At 41.2% G+C, this 18,389-nt stretch carries 16 protein-coding genes (1 of these 16 cut by a window edge); 13 read left to right on the forward strand and 3 right to left on the reverse strand.

What is annotated here, in order from left to right; all coding sequences use genetic code 11:
- Window positions 1-11: 11 nt before the first annotated feature.
- The 8 genes from rbfA to LEP1GSC194_RS23110 all read left to right on the forward strand — a co-directional run bounded on the left by rbfA (window position 12) and on the right by LEP1GSC194_RS23110 (window position 11,223).
- Window positions 12-365, forward strand: a complete 354-nt coding sequence (gene rbfA / locus LEP1GSC194_RS12310) for a 30S ribosome-binding factor RbfA (protein WP_020773805.1) — start codon at window positions 12-14, stop codon at window positions 363-365.
- Window positions 322-1,251: a tRNA pseudouridine(55) synthase TruB gene (truB, locus tag LEP1GSC194_RS12315; protein ID WP_036042592.1), complete on the forward strand. Its 930-nt coding sequence runs from the start codon at window positions 322-324 to the stop codon at window positions 1,249-1,251. The genes rbfA and truB overlap by 44 nt, the downstream gene beginning before the upstream one ends.
- 51 nt (window positions 1,252-1,302) lie before the next feature.
- Window positions 1,303-1,569 (forward strand): 30S ribosomal protein S15, encoded by a 267-nt coding sequence (gene rpsO / locus LEP1GSC194_RS12320; RefSeq protein WP_020773807.1) that lies wholly within the window; start codon window positions 1,303-1,305, stop codon window positions 1,567-1,569.
- A gap of 11 nt (window positions 1,570-1,580) precedes the next feature.
- Window positions 1,581-3,680, forward strand: coding sequence for a polyribonucleotide nucleotidyltransferase (pnp, locus tag LEP1GSC194_RS12325; RefSeq protein WP_020773825.1), 2,100 nt, complete (start codon window positions 1,581-1,583; stop codon window positions 3,678-3,680).
- A gap of 18 nt (window positions 3,681-3,698) precedes the next feature.
- Window positions 3,699-4,982 (forward strand): M16 family metallopeptidase, encoded by a 1,284-nt coding sequence (locus LEP1GSC194_RS12330; RefSeq protein WP_020773893.1) that lies wholly within the window; start codon window positions 3,699-3,701, stop codon window positions 4,980-4,982.
- 110 nt (window positions 4,983-5,092) lie between these two features.
- Window positions 5,093-6,064, forward strand: coding sequence for a hypothetical protein (locus tag LEP1GSC194_RS12335; RefSeq protein WP_036042594.1), 972 nt, complete (start codon window positions 5,093-5,095; stop codon window positions 6,062-6,064).
- A gap of 639 nt (window positions 6,065-6,703) precedes the next feature.
- A complete protein-coding gene (locus LEP1GSC194_RS12340; protein WP_020773875.1) occupies window positions 6,704-9,676 on the forward strand; it encodes an Eco57I restriction-modification methylase domain-containing protein in 2,973 nt (990 codons plus the stop codon).
- 296 nt (window positions 9,677-9,972) lie between these two features.
- On the forward strand, window positions 9,973-11,223 hold the full coding sequence (locus LEP1GSC194_RS23110; protein ID WP_020773883.1) for a Kelch repeat-containing protein: 1,251 nt from the start codon (window positions 9,973-9,975) through the stop codon (window positions 11,221-11,223).
- A 248-nt stretch (window positions 11,224-11,471) separates the two neighbouring features.
- Here the strand turns inward: LEP1GSC194_RS23110 and LEP1GSC194_RS12350 are convergent, their stop codons facing one another.
- Window positions 11,472-11,774, reverse strand: a complete 303-nt coding sequence (locus LEP1GSC194_RS12350; RefSeq protein ID WP_020773855.1) for a hypothetical protein — start codon at window positions 11,772-11,774, stop codon at window positions 11,472-11,474.
- 211 nt (window positions 11,775-11,985) lie between these two features.
- A complete protein-coding gene (locus LEP1GSC194_RS12355) occupies window positions 11,986-12,936 on the reverse strand; it encodes a hypothetical protein (RefSeq protein WP_020773820.1) in 951 nt (316 codons plus the stop codon).
- Between the two features lie 162 nt (window positions 12,937-13,098).
- Between LEP1GSC194_RS12355 and dut the strand changes: the two genes are divergently transcribed.
- The 4 genes from dut (at window position 13,099) to LEP1GSC194_RS12375 (ending at window position 16,199) form a co-directional block, all read left to right on the forward strand.
- Entirely contained in the window at window positions 13,099-13,536 is a 438-nt protein-coding gene (dut, locus tag LEP1GSC194_RS12360) for a dUTP diphosphatase (RefSeq protein WP_017808954.1), read from the forward strand.
- Between the two features lie 134 nt (window positions 13,537-13,670).
- Window positions 13,671-14,066 (forward strand): leucine-rich repeat domain-containing protein, encoded by a 396-nt coding sequence (locus LEP1GSC194_RS12365; protein WP_020773866.1) that lies wholly within the window; start codon window positions 13,671-13,673, stop codon window positions 14,064-14,066.
- A gap of 273 nt (window positions 14,067-14,339) precedes the next feature.
- A complete protein-coding gene (locus LEP1GSC194_RS12370) occupies window positions 14,340-15,323 on the forward strand; it encodes an LA_2444/LA_4059 family outer membrane protein (RefSeq protein WP_036042614.1) in 984 nt (327 codons plus the stop codon).
- Between the two features lie 417 nt (window positions 15,324-15,740).
- Window positions 15,741-16,199, forward strand: coding sequence for a leucine-rich repeat domain-containing protein (locus tag LEP1GSC194_RS12375; protein ID WP_331272592.1), 459 nt, complete (start codon window positions 15,741-15,743; stop codon window positions 16,197-16,199).
- 113 nt (window positions 16,200-16,312) lie between these two features.
- On the opposite strand, the gene LEP1GSC194_RS12380 is transcribed toward LEP1GSC194_RS12375, so the two are convergent.
- A complete protein-coding gene (locus LEP1GSC194_RS12380) occupies window positions 16,313-17,287 on the reverse strand; it encodes a hypothetical protein (RefSeq protein WP_020773837.1) in 975 nt (324 codons plus the stop codon).
- 768 nt (window positions 17,288-18,055) lie between these two features.
- On the opposite strand from LEP1GSC194_RS12380, the gene LEP1GSC194_RS12385 reads away from it, so the two are divergent.
- On the forward strand, window positions 18,056-18,389 hold the beginning of the coding sequence (locus tag LEP1GSC194_RS12385; protein ID WP_036042597.1) for a leucine-rich repeat domain-containing protein. Its footprint extends 1,040 nt past the window's final position; the window shows 334 of its 1,374 coding nt (coding positions 1-334); the start codon lies at window positions 18,056-18,058; the stop codon falls past the right edge of the window.

The raw sequence follows: 18,389 nt of genomic DNA on the forward strand, positions 1-18,389 counted from the left end.
AACAACGGACCGTGAATCCGATCCGGAGAAAAAAAGTCGAAGCGGAGGCAGTTCGAACCGTTGCGATGATGATCCTATCGGGTAAGGTAAAGGATCCAAGGGTGCATATGGTTTCGGTTCATCGTGCCGAAATCTCCGATGACGGAAAGAATATGCGGGTCTTTGTAACCGCGATTTGTACAGACAAAAAAAAGTTAAAAGTATTGGCCGGACTCAACAGCGCCGCGGGCGTGTTTCAAACGACGCTGTCCGGAAAGTTAGGACTTAGGATCACACCAAGAATGCAATTCCTCTGGGATGAGGAATATATTCAGAGTTTGGATGAATCACTCAGACTTACCAGAAAACCCACAAATCCGGACTGAATCCGGGTTCTTACTCATTCACAAACCCGAAGGAATGACTTCCTCGGATCTTGTCGTAACCGCTCGTAAAAAACTCAGGTTCAAAAAAGTCGGTCATACCGGAACCTTGGATCGAGCCGCGAGCGGGCTTATGATTCTTCCCATAGGAAGCTGCACGAGTTTTTCCAGCGTCTTTTTGGAAAAAGAAAAATCTTACCAAGCCTGGGTTACGCCGGGAGAATCCACGGACTCCGGAGACAAGGAAGGCGAGATCCTGGAATCTCTTTCAAAGGAAGAAACGGAAAATTGGTTCCTGGAACATCAGGAAAAACTAAAGGGTTTATTTGGAGAAGTTCCGACCTGGGAAACTCAGGAAGCTCCGGAAGTTTCCGCGCTCAAGGTAAACGGAAGAAGAAGGTCGGATCTCTTTCGGGAAGGGGTCGCGTTGGTTCCCGCCGTTCGAAAGATTCGAGTGTATCAATACGAACTTGGGATCTTTTCGCCCGAATCCATCTCTTTTAAGATCCGAGTTTCCGCCGGAACTTACATCCGAAAGATCGTAATGGATATTTCCGATCGCGCCGGTTTTCCGCTTCGTTTGGAAAAATTGGTTCGTACGAGCATCGGCAAACTGAGCCTGGCTCAGGCGGATTCGTACGAAAATCTTTTGGAAGGGAATGTCAAAATTCATCCGCCGGAATCGATCTTAGAATTTCCGACCGTGGAAATTTCAAGTGCGGAGGTGAAAAACGTACTCAACGGTAGAAAGATAAGTCTGGAATGGATTCCGGGAACGGAGTTTCTTTTGGTTTCACCGGAAGGTGAGATTCTTGCTTGGTGTAAAAAAGAAGAACACGGGATTCATGAGTTAGATTATAAATATTTAAGAGTCTTTCCTAAAAATTAGCTTTAAAGCCGTTCCATTGCCTGAAAAATGGTAAAAAGGTATATTCACGATATGATAGCTACTGAACGAAAAAAAACAATTATCAGTAATTTTGCCCGCAAGGCGGGTGACACGGGTTCCACCGAAGTGCAAGTCGCTCTGATCGATGCGAGAATCAAAGAACTCAACGAACATTTCAAGTCTCATAAAAAAGATTTTCATTCTAAAACCGGTCTTTTAAGACTCGTGAGCAAAAGAAAGAAACTTCTGGATTATCTCAAAAGAACCGAATTAGACCGTTATAAAAAACTGATCGAAACTCTCGGACTCCGTAAGTAAGCGAGTCAGCCATGGCACATACAATTTCCGGCCAATACGGTCGTGATTCTATCGTTTTAGAAACGGGTAACTGGGCTAAACAAGCTCACGGAGCCGTCGTTTATAAATCTGGAAATTTAGTTTTACTCGCCACCGTTTGTGCGGCCGAGGATGCAAAAGAAGGACAGGACTTTTTTCCTCTTACCTGCGAATATACCGAAAAACTTTATTCCGTCGGTCGTTTTCCAGGCGGCTATTTCAAAAGGGAAGCCAAACCCCCCGAACATGAAATTTTAATTTCCAGAATCATCGACAGGCCGATTCGTCCCCTGTTTCCGGAAGGATATTTCTGCGAAGTGCAATTACAAGTGCAGGTTCTTTCCGCTGACGGAGACGTTACTGTGGCCGGACACGCGTTAAACGCGGCGAGCGCTGCATTAGCGGTTTCTGATATTCCATTCAACGGTCCGATCGGCGGCGCAAGAATCGGAAGAGTCAACGGAGAATTGATTTTAAACCCGACTACGAAAGAACTCGTAAATTCCGATTTGGATCTCGTGGTCGCCGGAACCAAAACTCATATCGTTATGATCGAAGGGGAAGCGAAGGAGCTCAGCAACGAGGAAATGCTCGCCGCTCTTCGTTTCGCTCAGAAACATATCGCTGAATTTGTAACTCTTCAAGAAGAATACGCAAAAAAAATCGGCGTGGTTAAAAGAGAAGTAAAACTCAGAACAAAAGATGCGGAACTACTCGCGAAAGTGAAGGACTATGCGTTTGCAAAACTCACCGCAGCGAATCAAACTCCCGATAAAACTTCCCGTAATAAAGAAATTTCTAATGTAAATAAAGAAGTCGTAGAATTCTTCAAACAAACCGTGGAAGAATCCGAAAAAATCAAGGATATCAAAGCTTATCTTCACGAATTGGAATACGAAATCGTTCGCGAACAGGTTCTCACAAAAGGAACCCGTTTTGACGGAAGAAAGTTAGACGAAATTCGTCAGATCTCCGTGGAAGTCAATCCTCTTCCGGGTCCGCACGGCTCCGCCGTTTTTACCAGAGGTCAAACCCAGTCTTTAGGAGTTGTGACTCTGGGAACGGGTTCCGACAATCAGAGATACGAAACTCTGGAAGGACAAAAAGAAAAGTCCTTTATGCTTCACTATAACTTTCCTGCGTTTTCGGTGGGCGAGGTTCGCAGATCTTCCGGTCCGGGAAGAAGAGAAATCGGTCACGGAAATTTGGCGGAACGCGCCCTGAAACTCGTTCTTCCAAAGCCGGATGAATTTCCTTATGTCATTCGCGTTGTATCTGAAATTTTAGAATCCAACGGTTCCAGCTCTATGGCCTCCGTTTGTTCCGGTTCTCTTGCGCTGATGGCTGCGGGGGTTCCGATTAAGGGAAGCGTTTCCGGAATTGCGATGGGATTATTTTCCGATGCTTCCGGTAAGTTTGCCGTGTTATCCGATATCGCCGGTCTCGAAGACCATTTCGGAGATATGGACTGCAAGATCGCGGGAACCAGAAAGGGAATCACAGCGTTTCAGATGGACTTGAAAGTAACCGGTGTGAGTTTCGACGTTCTTGAAAACGTATTCACTCAAGCTCAAAAAGGTAGATTCCATATTCTGGATATTATGGAGAAACATATCTCCAAGGCTTCCGACACGTTAGCCGGAACCGCTCCAAGAATTATCGTAAGAAACATTCCGAAAGATAGAATCGGAGAATTGATCGGTCCGGGCGGTAAGAACGTCCGCGGAATCAGCGAACTCACCGGAGCCGAACTTTACATCGAAGACGATGGAAGAGTAACGATTTCCGGCGCGAACCAAGAGTCCGCGGAAAGAGCGGCTAAGATGGTCGACGGATTTTTCACGGAAGTGGAAGTCGGCAAGATCTACGAAGGAAAAGTAAAACGAATTGCGGACTTCGGTGCGTTCGTTGAAATTCTTCCCGGAAAAGAAGGCCTCTGTCATATCTCTAAGATCGATTTCAAAAGAGTGAATTCGGTAAAGGACATCGTCAAAGAAGGCGATATCATCCGAGTGAAAGTTTTGAACGTCGATAAGACCGGAAAAATCGACCTTTCCAGAAAAGACGCCCTCGAAGAAGAACAACAAGCGTAATCAGTCTCAACGCCCTTGGTGCAAGAACCTTCACAATTCGTTCATAGAAAAGTTCTGCCCGGGGGCATTACGGTCCTCTTTCAACAAGCCCCCCATACAGTCAGCGTTTCCGCAGGCGTTTTTGTTCGAGTCGGTTCAAGACACGAATCTTCTAAGAACGCGGGTTACTGTCACTTCTTGGAGCATATGCTTTTCAAGGACACGGAAAAACGCACGGCCAAGGAACAAGCCGAAGACATCGAAAGGGTCGGCGGTTTTACGAACGCCGCGACTTCCAGAGAATACACTTACTTTCACGTAACTGTCGCGGGAAAACATATCGGTCTCGGCTTAGAGCTGTTAGCCGAAATGATCTACGAACCTCTACTCAAACAATCCGATATCGAAAACGAAGCGGGTGTGATTCTAGAAGAATTGCAGGGATACGAAGATTCTCCCGAAGACTATATTCACGATTTTTACTATCAGAATTTTTTTCCGAATAACTCGCTCGGCCGCGACATTATCGGTACTAGAGAATCCGTTTCCGGGGTCAATCACAAGAAACTATTCAATTTTTATGATACGTATTATCATACGGAGAATATGTTTCTTTCTATTTCGGGGAACTTTGAACCCGACGAGATTTTTGCGATCGCCGCGAAGTATTTTAATAAATCCAGGAAGAAAAAAAAAGAGGTCGGTTCTCTTTCTTTACCCAGGAAAAAATGGGGCTACTTTCCGAAAAAGAAAAAGCTGGAACAGGTTTATTTCATTCTCGGCGGAGAAGGGTTTGCGAGAGAGTTTCACAACGCGTCCAAGGCCAGTCTATTCACTCATATCTTAGGCGGCGGAACTTCTTCCAGACTCTTTCAAAAGGTCCGAGAAGAGAAGGGGCTTTGTTATCAGATCACCGCTTATCCTTCTTCTTACGCCGATGCGGGAATCAACAGCATCGTTTGTTCCACTTCGAAGGATAAATTTGTCACTTGTATGGAAACGATCTCCGACGAGATCAAATCGATCTTGGATCATGGAATTTCCGAAAAGGAATTGAGAGACGCTCAGTCCAATCACGAAGGAACACTTTCGATCAGTTACGAACAGACAGAATCTCGGATGAATACGATCGCTTTAATGGAACTCTATTACGGAAGAAATTATTCTTACGAAGAAAGAGTGAAAGAGATCTATTCGATCACTTTGGACGATCTCAACGATTTTGCAAAATCCGTTTTTGGAATTCCAAAACTGCATCTTTCCGCGCTCGGAAATTTGGGCCTCAAAGAAGAAAAAGCGGTTCAGAAATTGTTTGCTTTGTAATCAAAATATTCGAAGTTTTGCATATTTAAATTTTTTTCTATATCGGCAAAAAGCTCGAAGTTGCGCGGAATGAAATTTTGCCGAACAAATCTGAGTTTTTCCGAGTCGCAATGGATATAAAAATTTTCATTTGTCTATTTTTAGGAATTTTCTTTCCGATTTGCGCAGCCAATGCTCAACCAATGAATAATGATCTCAAGAGAAAGGTCGTAGAGCAGGTTGAACGTCTCAAGACGATCTCAGGAAGTTCTGAGTGGCGTTTTTTCGAGCTTCCTGGAAGATCCTCCGATCCAATTCTTGAATTGGAGAAAATCGGTATCGTTTCCATTCCTTATCTGATTCCCTTCCTTTCGGATGCTTCACCGACACAAGCGGAACGAGCTCATGGAAACGGCGCCAGAAGAAAAACGACCGTAAACGAATATGTCGGTTATATTATTAATAGAATAGCGGATTATAACTTTTATCTATCGAAGGGCAAAGATGAAGAAGGGGATGACGACGGGAATGGTGATCTTCTGGGAGACGAACCGTTGGTCGATCCGAGCACGATTCTTGCGTTTCAAACTCAAATTGCAAGTTGGTATCAAAAGAATAAAAATAGAAGTCTCGCCGAACGAAAGCTGGATGATCTCAATGATACGTTTCATTACAATCGTTTTGCCGCCTATCATTGGTTTGGAGAATCAAAACGCAAAGAATATAGATTGCCTCTGGAAAACAAAATCAAGGAACTGCTTAAAGGCGAAGTCAATAGTTTTAAAGACAGCGAAATGCTTGCCTGTGCGGATGCTCTCGCTCAAATCGGCGATCCCAGATCGACGGCTATTGTCAGAAAAGTCACGGATCATTTGTCTTATTGGATTTATATGAGCTATCGACCCGTCGAAGAAGGACGTTCCGGAATAGGATCAAATCATATTACCGTATTGTTTCAGGCTTATGAAGCCCTTGCAAAATTCGGTCAAAAGAAGGAAGCGTTGATTCGTTTAAAGGAGCTGAAAGAGAAGTATCTGGAAGAAATGGATCAATATACACAAAATGAATTTATGGAAAATTTGGAACAAGCGGAGAAATGGTAATACGTTAGGCACAATTGATTTTTCGTTTTTTCTGAATTTTTAGAATAAGATTATATCGATTTTTGTGAGTTCGTGCCGTCGTTAATCGTAATTTTCTTTATAAACGAAAGTATTAAAATCGGTATCGAATCGGCTAATACCAATTTTATACATCGAGAAACTAAAGCAGATCTTGCATTTAATTTACTTTCAAAACTTGGATAGGGATTGGGCGCTGCCATCCCAAAAAGAGAACGTGAAAATATAAAAAATCCATTGATTATTAGGTTATTTTCATATTTTGATATTATAAAAAAATAAAATAAGCAATTTTATAAACGCAATGATCTTTAGATTTATATCATGCGCGATATATTTGTCCAAAAAATTCATATAAGATCATGGTTTTTCCGACGAGATACGTCAGCTGCTTAATGATATTAATTCTTCTTTTGTAATTAATACTGAGCGGTTCTTAAATTTTTTTTCCGATTCTTTAAACCTGATAAACTACGGCTTCTAACTATGTCGCTTCGGTTCGCGGGACGCTCGTAAGGGCGTTCGAACCTCGTGCCAATTCCGAGCAGAGGCGTTTCGGGAACACAAACATCGAGGAGACTCTTTCGTTAGGCGACATTTTTAAAAAATTACATTACAAGATTGTTTTCAAAATTATTTTGTAAAATCGAACAAATGAAAGAAAAAATAAAAAGAATAAAAGACCTCTGTAATTCGTTTCAAAGCAATATTAAAGAATATAAGAGTAATAAATACGACGAGGCAAATACGCGCGTTGATTTTATTGATAAATTTTTCGAATGTTTGGACTGGGACGTTCGGAATAATTCAAATTATGCGGAAAGTTATCGAGACGTTGTAAGAGAAGACAAGGTAATTATCGAAGGCAAACCGAAGGCGCCGGATTACAGTTTCCGTATCGGAGGAGTAAGAAAATTTTTTCTAGAAGCAAAAAAGCCGTCTGTAAACATAAAGGATGAAATTGAGCCTGCCTTTCAAATAAGACGTTACGGTTATACCGCCAAACTTCCGTTATCGATTTTGACGGACTTCGAAGAATTCGCAATTTACGATACAAGAATCAAACCCGAGAAAACGGATAAGGCTAGCGTCGGTAGGATATTTTACTGCACTTACGAAGAATATGAAAAACATTTTGAATTTATCTATAATACTTTTTCAAAAGAAGCGATTTACAAAGGAAGTTTTGATAAATATATCATCGAGAATAAAAACAAAAAAGGATCCTCTGAAGTTGATAAAGAGTTCCTTTCCTTAATTGAAGATTGGCGGGAGTCGCTCGCTAAGAATCTTGCAATAAAAAATAAGGATCTGGATATTTTTTCATTAAATAATTCAGTTCAGTTGATTATTGATAGGATCATTTTCCTGAGGATCGCGGAAGACAGAAATATGGAGAAGTACGGACTTCTCGCGGATACAAGTAAGAATAAGGAAGTCTACAAAAATCTAAACAAAATCTTCCTAAAAGCCAATGACAAATACAATTCCGGTCTATTTAAACCGGAGAAATGGATTTCCGATTTAGACATCGACGATAAAATATTTCAAAATATTATTAAAAGCTTATATTATCCCGATTGTCCTTACGAGCTCTCCGTACTGCCTATTGAAATTTTAGGAAATATATACGAGCAGTTTTTAGGTAAGACAATTCGTTTAACAAATTCTCATCAAGCGAAGGTTGAAGAGAAAGAAGAAGTAAGAAAAGCGGGCGGAGTTTACTATACCCCGCAATACATCGTACATTATATTGTTCAAAATACAATCGGCGAAAAGCTTAAGGATGTCGACCTATACGATCGTCCGAAACTAACCGTCCTAGATCCTGCCTGTGGATCGGGAAGTTTTTTAGTCGGAGCATATTCGTTTCTCTTAGATAAATATCTGGAAAGTTATACCGATAAAAAACGTTTGGATAAATCTCTTAAGAACGGGTCGGTTTACCAAGTATCCCGGAATGCGTATCGTTTAAGTATAGAAATTAAACAAAACATACTTCTCCGTCATATCTTCGGCGTGGATATCGACGGCCAAGCAGTGGAGGTGACAAAACTTTCCCTACTCTTAAAGCTTATGGAAGATGAAAATTCGGAAAGCGCCGATAGACTTTTCAAACATAGCGATATTAAACTTCTTCCCGATTTATATAATAACATCAAATGCGGGAATTCTCTGATCGGTTCCGATTTTTATGAAGAAAAAGATCTTTCTTTATTCGGTAAAACGGAACTCAGAAATGTAAACACTTTCGACTGGGAAAAAGAGTTTGCGGATGTTTTTAACGACGGCGGCTTTGACTGCGTAATCGGAAATCCGCCGTATGTAAGACAAGAAACGTTAGGAGAAGAGTTTAAACTATATGCGAAGGATCGTTTTAAAGCGACGTTCGCCGGGACGGCGGACTTGTACGTATATTTTATCGAAAAAGGGTTATCTCTTTTAAAAAACGACGGCTTCTATTCTATCATCGTCGCTAATAAATGGATGCGGGCGAATTACGGAGAAGCTCTCCGTAAATTTTTAAAATCAAAACGGATTTTTGAAATCATTGACTTCGGTGATTTGCCCGTTTTCAAAAGCGCAACCGCTTATCCTTGTATTATAAAATTAAATAACGATAAACCGCAGAACATAAAAACGGTTCAAGTAAGGGATTTGGACTTCGGTTCTTTGCAAGAACTGGTAAAGAAGGAAGCATACAAAGTAGATTGGAAATCTCTGGATGATAAAGGTTGGTCTCTATCCGATAAAAAAGAATCCGCACTTCTCGAGAAAATTAAGAAAGCGGGAATTCCACTTGGCGAGTATGTAGAAGGGAAGATTTATAGAGGTGCAGTAACCGGACTCAATGAAGCTTTTGTAATTGATGAGGAAACGAAGAATAGATTAATCAAAGAGGATAAAAAATCCGAACAAATCTTAAAACCGTATTTAAGAGGAAGAGATATTAAAAGATATTCGATTATCTCAAATGATCTACGGTTAATTTTTACATTGAGAAATACCGATATATCGGAATATCCTGCAATAGAGAAACACCTTGATAAATTCAAAAAATCTTTAATGCCTGGAGTTAAAGGAGGACGGGCCGCCGGTTCATATCCTTGGTTTTCGCTTCAATCTTCTCCATCATTTGAAGATGAACTTAATAAGAAAAAAATTATTTTACCCGCAATTGTTAATAGAGCGGCTGCCGCTTATGATGAAGTCGGATATTTCGGAAATGATAAAACTACTTTTATTGCTTCAACAGACTTTATGTTATTAGCCATTTTAAATTCCTCATTAATGACTTACTTTTATAAGAATATTGCTTCCACAAAACAGGGAGGTTACTTCGAACAAAAACCCATGTACATTTCCCAAGTTCCAATTCCCAACTCCGCTTCTCCTAAAACGAAAGAAAAAGTCATCTCTCTCGTCGAACAGATGTTATCCGCACAAAAAGAATTACAGCTCGCTACCAACGATTCCGACAAAAAACTCCTTCAACAAAAATGCGATTTGGTAGATAAACAGATCGATAAGATGGTTTATGAATTGTATGGACTGAATGAAGAAGATATTTCAATCATTGAAAACGGCGTTTAACGGAGACGCTGCGTGAGCGATCGAGGCGGAGTCAAGAAATTGAATTTAGATAATAAGAATATACTAAAAGTTATATACAATTTCTTGACTGAAGCTGAGAGCGCGACCCGGCGGAGTAAGACAAAGAAAGTTTCGCCGGGGCACGCCCCTAACATCTAAAACCTACATCGCCCCGAGATAAACCTGGAAATTCCCCGTCTTGCGAATCGATCGTTCGGATGGCATAAAAGTACGTTCGGAATCGTATACATAGCGTACTTCCTCCGAATTGGCGGACGTTACGGGAGATCCGCACTATGATTCAAAAGAAAATATTTGTCGTATTATTTTTAACGGCGATTTTTGCAAACTGTCGGGAGGAAGCTGGAAACGATTCCTTATTTCCATTGATCAAACTCCTCAACCAATCTGCGTCGGCCGTTTCTACGGATAACGCTTCCGGAGTTCCGCCCGGGCAGTCCGGATCACAGTCGGGAAATAGCCTCCCCAATCTCCCTCCTGTGGGAACTCCGGATCCGGAAGCCGCGACGAATGTATGTACAACGAATTTGCGTGTGTGGTCCAGAAATCAATTTCCCACCGCATATGAAGCTCTCACCGCGTTAGACAATGGTTTGGCCGTATCCGTAGGAAGTGGGAACGGAAGGCAAAGCACTTTTTTTTCCTTGGCAAATGGTGCGTGGAATCCGGGACCTCTCTTAAACCTGTATAGACATAAACCCGCCGCCGCGGTAATTTCCGCTTCTCGGGTCCTGATTTCGGGAGGATATGACGCGAATTGGAATGAAATGGACACCGTTGAAATTCTGGATACCGCGGGAGCTCCGGTTCTTGATCCCATTACCGGAGATATCATCGGCGATACTCGGCATATAAACGCAAATTCAATGAATTCTCCTCGAGGCGGACATGTTTTGACTGTGCTCGCGGATGGAAGGCTGCTTGCAAGCGGCGGGACTTTGTTTTTAGGAGATACAAGAGCGGAAATTTATAATCCAGCAACCGGACTATGGACCGAAACGGGACCGGTTCAGGAGGCAAGAATTTATCATACGTCGACTCGTTTGAACGACGGTCGAGTGATGGTTGTAGGAGGGATCGGTTCCACAGGTACGATCGCCTCCACTTTGATTTATAATCCCCAGACCGACCAGTGGGCAAACGGTCCGTCCTTAATCCAATCTAGAAACGCACATACGGCAACCCTGTTGCAGGACGGTCGTTTGTTGATCGCGGGCGGGGATTCAGCCGGGCTCTATAGACAGACGATTGAAATTTACGACCCGAATACGAACGACTGGACGTTATTACCGATGCCCGGACCTCGAACGGAACACGGGGCTTATTTGGAAGGAGATGGTTCCGTCGTGATTGCGACCGGAAGAAATTCGGGATTGGTAAGGTCTACGCTTCGTTATAATCCGAACACGGATGCTTGGTGTCGTTTACCGAACATCCCGAACGAGGTCCAGGGGATGACCGAACCTTTTGTACTTCCTTTGCCCGGAGGAGGCGCGACGTTTAACGGAATTCTTTCTTTAAGATAGGCGTTTGATATAAAAGGCCGTGTCGGAAACGCGGCTTTTCGCGCCGCGTAAAATGTCGTATTGTTCAGAGACGAAGTTTTACGACAGCAAGATCTTTTTTAATTTTTTCACGACACGGCAAAAAGGAAAGGAAAGCCATCCGTATTTTTTACGTCTCCGTCAACTTTACGAGCTCCGAGTAAGAATCGAAGTTAAAAAGCCCAAAGTGATTTGTTTTTTATCCCAATTCGATCAATGCCTTCTTTCGCCTAATTCCCGTTCTGCGGTTTTGAATCGACGTCATCATCCGAATCGAGCGCGGATTTATTTTTATCGTAATCCCATAAACCGTAACTTTTCGTCCAACCGCTGGTTTTATACCGAAACCAAAGGTGCAGCGAAAGCGAGGCGGCGAGGATAAATAACAAAATCGGACCTAAAAATCTACTTCCCCAAAAAAAATACAGGATACAAACGAGCATAACGTATTTAAAAATTCGAAACCATAACGCCTGCGCGTTTTTAGAAAATGCGACTTCCGCTTCCCTTCGAACCGTTTTTAGAAAAGACATTCGATTTCATACTCCATTTATTTTTGTTTCTTAACTTCGCTGCTATCCGCAAAGCAACATATTATCTCATTCGTATATTCTAAAGTATTTATTCTTGGAATCATGTTTGTTGCATCGCGGGATTTCCGCTAGGATCGCTTTCGCATTTGTTATACCGAACTCGCGTTAAACGGAAAACCGCCCTCGCAAATGCGGGCGGTTCGTTTGAAGGTTAGTTTTGTCGAGCTTCTCCCGAATCCGGTGAAAGTATTAAACTTTCCGAATCCACCGCTTCGAAGTGATTTCCTAAAACCTTTCCGAGTTTATGAAGTTGATCGTTGTTCCAATTTTCGTTCGGCGCTCCGGATAAAAACCAATCCGAGCCGTTGTCCGCAAGAATCATTCCGTATTTCTTGAGAGCTCGCAAAATGATTTGGTTTTCCTTGCTGAATCCTTCTATGTTGAAATCGGCTTTCAAACGAAACCGAGTTCCCATCGGTGGTACGTTTTTATCCGTTATTTTAGAGGCATAATGACGCGCGGGCCAGAGATAGGCTTTTTGAGTTCTTTTTGCGGTAAACCGGATTGCGTGTTTGATTTCTCCGGAAGCCACTTCCTCATGTCGCACCAAACCGGGTAGGATCGGTAATCCTGCCGCATCCGCCGAGGTCCAGTTTGCGGGACGAAGACGATTGGACTTCAAATCGAAGACCGCGCCGGAACCCGCCGTCCATACTTTTCCTTTTTTTCTGGCGGAATACAATTCATACAACTTGCATGTTTTTTGTTCCAACACAAGAACGTGCCTGTCTCCGTTGCTCGTGTCCCCGCCTTCCACGGGCGCGTTAGGCGGAATCGGATAAGGCCCCGGTTCGCTTTCCTCCGAATATTCAAAGGATACGGCAACGGGGGAAACTTCGGACGTTAGGATAAACGGAATTCCGATCGGACTTCCTTCCCAAAGACCCGAACCGAAATCCGCTTTCAGTTTTTTTTGTGTTCCGATACTACGAACGTAGGCTTCCGAAAGGGAATGTAAGGGAAGCGTATCGATCGGAGTGTTCCAGATATTATTTGCGGGAAATACTTCGCAACTCCCGAGCCTCGGGTTCGAGTTCAACGGATGTAGGAATACGGAGCTAAGTAAAAACGCGCCTATGAGAATCGTCTTTGAATGTTTCACGATGCATTCATACAAATTCTATTTTGAAACGCAATTCATTTTCTAAATAGATCGTTTGTATTCCTAAAGAAGTCGGAAGCGGAAACCGATTTTTTAAAATCGTTTCCCACTTTTTAGAAGGTAAAAAATTCGACTCTTTGCAGGATGGACTCATATCCATCCATGAAAATCTCAGTAAAAAAATTAAGACTACACGCCGAACTTCCGGCATTACAAACAAAACACGCGGCCGGTTACGACGTGCACGCTTGTCTCGATTCAAACCTTATCCTGGAACCGGGTAAAGTGTTTCTCGTTCCAACCGGGCTTTCTTTTGCGATTCCTCAAAACTATCATTTTGAAATCAGACCCAGATCCGGATTTTCCACAAAAAATCGGATTTTGATTCCGAATTCTCCCGGAACGATCGACAGCGATTATCGAGGCGAATTGATGATCCCTCTTTTGAACTTGGGAGATTCTCCCTTTGTTGTCGAACACGGGATGAGAATCGCTCAATTACTCATTCGCGAAACCTGGTATGCGGATTGGGAATCGGTTTCCGAGTTTACGGATCGGACGGAAAGAGGGACGAACGGTTTCGGTTCCACGGGACATTAGAAAAGATTTCGAATCGAATCTATTTAGAAAAGAATAATGTACTAAAATTAATTCTCCATTTGTTTCAGTTTCATTGAAATGGACAATTGAAGCTGTTTTGTTAATCGCGACTATTGAATTTTTCAACAACTCTAATGAACTTTTCCGCAACACATATCCGTTTTCAAAAAACGACGGTTTTCTTTTTGCTAATTCCATTCGGTTTCTTCCCCGTTCAATCGCAGGATTACAGTTACAGAACTTTTAAAGATCTAACGGAGGCCCTCCAATCTGCCATTGAATATTCGGTCGAAGATGTTCGCATTTTAGATTTGAGCCAACAAAATCTCACGGTTCTTCCTAAAGAAATCGGACGACTTAAGGATTTACAATATTTGAATTTGAGTTATAACCGACTCACATTGCTCCCAAAGGAGATCGGGCAGCTTCTGAATTTACAAGAATTGGGTTTGCAAGGTAACTCCTTTTCGCCCGAAGAACGAGAAAGGATTCGAAAACTGCTTCCAAATTGCGAAATTGATTTTGAATAGAAAGGTTTTGATCTTCTCTAACAAAACTTGAAATCCCCTTGATTTGAGATGTAGGCGATTTTCATGTCTAAACCGAAAAGAATTATTTATCAATCGTTTTTTTCAGCGCGGATGGAAATTCAAAAAGGAGCATTTAAATTGAGCGAGCGAGGTCGGGCGCCTATACAAACTCAACAAATGATTTCCAAAATCCTCAAGAAATCGCTAATATTAGATTTTTCTCGTAACCGGATCGCAACTTTTCTCGAAGGAATCAAACAGCGAGGAAAAAAGATGAGAGAGAATTTATTTTGTTTCCTGTTTCGGAACCGTTATCTTGGGATTTGGATTTTTCTTTGTATCTATTCTCTACAAGCGCATCCTCTGTTTTCGCAAAAGCAAGAGGAGAACCGAGAAGGAGAAAAGAAAAAGTCCGTTTTTGAGTTCTGGATCAAACGTCAGACCTACCGATGGACTCCTTACGATTATACTTCCTTTTCGGAACATTCTCCCTTGGAAAGTTCGAACAAAACGGATTCCGTAAAACAAAATCGGAAGGTATTGGTTCCGCTCGCATTTCGATACGATAATTTGGAGAAAAAGTTTAGGATCGAGATCTCCGCATACGAAATCGAATTAGCAAACGCGAATACGAATTTTACTCGGTCCGGGGATCAGGTCCGAAGACATTATTTTAACCCGATGCTTCGTTCCGAAGCGGAATTCAATTTTTATAAAATTCTAATTTGGAACGAGGACTGGAAAGTTTTCGCGGGCGCCGGGATACGAAATATTAATAAATATAAATACGGATACTTTCTTAAAGAGGGAAGTTATCAGGAATATTTCTATACATACGGTCCGCAGATCGTGTTGAATACGGAATACAAACTTTGGAAAGAAATTTCCGTACATCTAGGTCTGGATCTTTTTTATACGGAAGGCAATCGTTTTTATAAGGATAGGACGATCACGCCGGATGCAATCGTAGTTTCGAACGGAAACGCCGGGGTCAAAGGAATCTACCGAGGTTACGAGGTCGATTTGTCTTTGAGTTATAAAATTTTTGATACGGTGAAACTCTACGTCGGTTACAACTATATCTATTCTTACTTTAGTTACTACGGATTTAGGCAGACGGACTTTAATTTGGGAAATCCTCAAATCTCTCCGTTTCAGACACAAGTTGACAATTCTCCGTCGCTTTCTCATTCGATTCGTTCAGGAAATCACGACATTTTGCAGGGGCTTTATCTGGGGATTGGAGTAAATTTTTAGAAACGGATGTTTCGTTTATCTTTCCATTGAAATTTTTGTTCGATGTCGGGTTAGCCACGAAAAATATTTTTCTTTCTACTTTCCTTACGTTCAATCGAAAGACTGTATTTAAAAAGATTTAGACAAAGTGTTTTAGCGTCCATTTGATATGCCGATTTTGAGTTTGTCTCTAAATGTGCCGAATTTTTTCGCCATCGCACTCATTTCCGCAATTTTCGCGGATTTTGGAACGAGTTCTTTATATTTGCATTCCAATCCTCAACGTGAAATTTATTCTGGAGATAAATAATCCGCCTTTCGAACGTTAGGATATCCTTGATTGAAAAGAACGGGCAACTTCCGTTTTTTAAACCGAAGATAAATTTTCTGGATTTTTCGCTTATAGAGTATGCAGAAATTTTAAAAGGAGTGTTCAAATTGAGTGAACGCTCCAGTTTCTACAAAACTCAATTTTCCATCCAAAGTAAAATCCCACGAAGAATCCCCGTTATCAACATGAACTTAGAACTGACTCATTTACAAAAAATCGCCGCTTTCCTTCTTATTTTTATTTGTCTCTTTGCCGAGTTGCAATCGGAGGAAGTTGAAAAAGAAACTTACACCGACTTAACAAAAGCGCTCCAAAATCCTTCGAAGGTTCTTAGTTTGGATTTGTGTGAGCAAAAACTGACAACCCTTCCGAAAGAAATTGGAATCCTCCAGAATTTACAATGGTTGGATTTAAGTGAAAACCGGCTCACAAATTTTCCGGAAGCAGTCGAGCAACTTAGGAACTTACGAAAATTGTATTTGTATTCCAATCCTCTCTTACCGAAAGAAAAAGAAAGAATTCGTAAAGCGCTTCCAAAATGTGAAATTTATTTTGGAGATAAATAAGGTTCTTACCTTGCAATCGAAATTAAACTGGATCCAAGATCTGTTCGATTTTCTCATAGGGAACAACCGCTCCTTATGAGAAAAGAAGAATCATATTTTTTGAATATAATGTTTTACTGAAGGCTTACGTTTTTTGCCATTGTTTCCAAAGTTGAACCTATGTTCCCTAAAGTGCGATAATCGGCGAAAAGGGATCCTCCGCCGTAACTTTTCTTATAGATAATTCCGTTGTAATAGACTACGTTCAAACGATTTTTATCGTGCCAAACATAGGCGACACATTCTAATGTAACGGTATTGTAGCCTGTGTTGCTTTGGTATAAAAAAGGCAACTTGTTTAACCATAACGACTGCGGTATGTAAAAAAAGGAGGGATCGCTTGTGTACGGATAAACCGGAGGATTGGGGTTATTCTGATATCCGACGTCGATATTGGATGTTAGATTAAAATGAACCGAATAACCATCGTGTCCGTCGATTTGAACGGAAGATACGGTAGGTTGTTCTTCCGCAGGAGATACATGCAGAAAATTGAATGGAACTTTCGCGAAGTTGACTAACCAAGCAATTTGATCCGCAGTAATCAGCTCAATCACTCCCGTAGGATTAAAACTATTGTTCGGGAAGGAATATACCATCCCACCTTCGTCGTTTACGGTATACATTCCGAACCAGGCTTGGAAAAGTTCCGAACTTGGATCGAATCTTTGAGAGGTAGCGCCGCTTGCGGTTTTTGCGGCGAATAGGAAATAGTTTTTACCGGTAATCGGAATTCCGTTGATGTTCAATCCGAACGCTTGCCATACTTCATCCATCTGGGCGGAGAAAACTCGAGGGTCCCATTCAAACGGAATATAATAAAATTTGATATCGTCGATTGCTGCGGAATTCCATAGATGCAATTTAATCAGATTCCGATCTCTTGCCGGATTGAGCATATTTAATAAAGGTTCGCTTGAAATCAAAGTCTGGATGTCCCGGTTCTCGGAATCACATCCGTAGGTCATCGTTATGGTTGAAAAAACGATGATGAATAAACGAAACATTTTTGCTTTTAATTTAGATCGATTCGTTCTTGTAGTCCTCATGATTTTAATTCTCCTATGTGTTTGAAATAACGTGAATTCGATGTAAGAGATTATGAACTCCGTTTTCTGATCGAAAAGTGTTACTTACAAAGTAAACATTTCCCATTTCATACAATCCCTTATTGAACTCACAATATAAATAACCTTCTTCAACGGTTAAGATGATAGAAGATCGAAAGCAATTCTGTCAAAACGCCGATTTGTTGGCAAGTCCAGAATTATAATAAAAACATAATTTAGAAATAATTGTTTTGATTTGTTGTATGAAAAAATGAAAGAAAGCGGGCAGGTAGTTTACGTAACGTGAATCCGTCCTTGAAAGGCAATCGAGTGATTCTTAGAGAGCGAGACATTCTAACTCTTGCATCACTGCTAAACTAAAACAGAACGGCTCTCTATGGATCGCGTTGCAGATCCAAACATATAATTGCTTTTGCATTTGTTATACCGAACTCACGTTAAATAGCCGGGCTTTTACAAAAAAGGGGCACAATCTTATTGTCGAATGAAATAAACTTTCGGAGTTTATCAGGAGTTGTGTTTCAAAGAAAATCAAAAAATAAACGAAAAAAATGAGTAAAATGGCCTCGGTAGAATTCCCACTTCACTTTCAATCTTTCAGAGGTTTTGATAAGCGAATCAGAATGATTTTTTTTAAATAACGTCTCGTACAAACGAAAATCGTTTTATTGCCGTTAGAGATATGAAAAAATGGATTCGAGTTTCACTTTTTCAGAAAAATAAAAATGCCTCTTAGGAGAATCCCCGATGAAATTTCGCTTAACGTCGATTTGTTTACAAAAAATCGCAACCTTCCTTTTAATTTTTCTTTGTTTCTTTTCTGAGTCTCAAACGGAGAAAATAAAGGAAGGAACTTATACTGACTTAACAATAGCTCTAGAAAATCCTTTGGATGTTCGTGTTCTGGATTTGAGAGACCAACAACTCGTAACTCTACCCAAGGAAATTGGAAAATTACAGAATTTGCAAGAGTTGAATTTGAGTTTTAACAATTTCACATCATTTCCTAAAGAAATGGGACAGCTGGGAAATTTACAAACGTTGAATTTGAATAATAACCAACTTACAATTCTCCCGAAAG

The sequence above is a fragment of the Leptospira alstonii serovar Sichuan str. 79601 genome (assembly GCF_000347175.1).
Classification (GTDB): Bacteria; Spirochaetota; Leptospiria; order Leptospirales; family Leptospiraceae; genus Leptospira; species Leptospira alstonii.

Bases quoted from the DNA above. Each gene is read 5' to 3' on its own strand.
- rpsO (WP_020773807.1), top strand. From the start codon at position 1,303: ATGATAGCTACTGAACGAAAAAAAACAATTATCAGTAATTTTGCCCGC.
- LEP1GSC194_RS23110 (WP_020773883.1), top strand. From the start codon at position 9,973: ATGATTCAAAAGAAAATATTTGTCGTATTATTTTTAACGGCGATTTTT.
- LEP1GSC194_RS12350 (WP_020773855.1), bottom strand. From the start codon at position 11,774: ATGTCTTTTCTAAAAACGGTTCGAAGGGAAGCGGAAGTCGCATTTTCT.
- pnp (WP_020773825.1), top strand. From the start codon at position 1,581: ATGGCACATACAATTTCCGGCCAATACGGTCGTGATTCTATCGTTTTA.
- LEP1GSC194_RS12335 (WP_036042594.1), top strand. From the start codon at position 5,093: ATGGATATAAAAATTTTCATTTGTCTATTTTTAGGAATTTTCTTTCCG.
- dut (WP_017808954.1), top strand. From the start codon at position 13,099: ATGAAAATCTCAGTAAAAAAATTAAGACTACACGCCGAACTTCCGGCA.
- truB (WP_036042592.1), top strand. From the start codon at position 322: ATGAATCACTCAGACTTACCAGAAAACCCACAAATCCGGACTGAATCC.
- LEP1GSC194_RS12380 (WP_020773837.1), bottom strand. From the start codon at position 17,287: ATGAGGACTACAAGAACGAATCGATCTAAATTAAAAGCAAAAATGTTT.
- LEP1GSC194_RS12370 (WP_036042614.1), top strand. From the start codon at position 14,340: ATGAGAGAGAATTTATTTTGTTTCCTGTTTCGGAACCGTTATCTTGGG.
- LEP1GSC194_RS12365 (WP_020773866.1), top strand. From the start codon at position 13,671: ATGAACTTTTCCGCAACACATATCCGTTTTCAAAAAACGACGGTTTTC.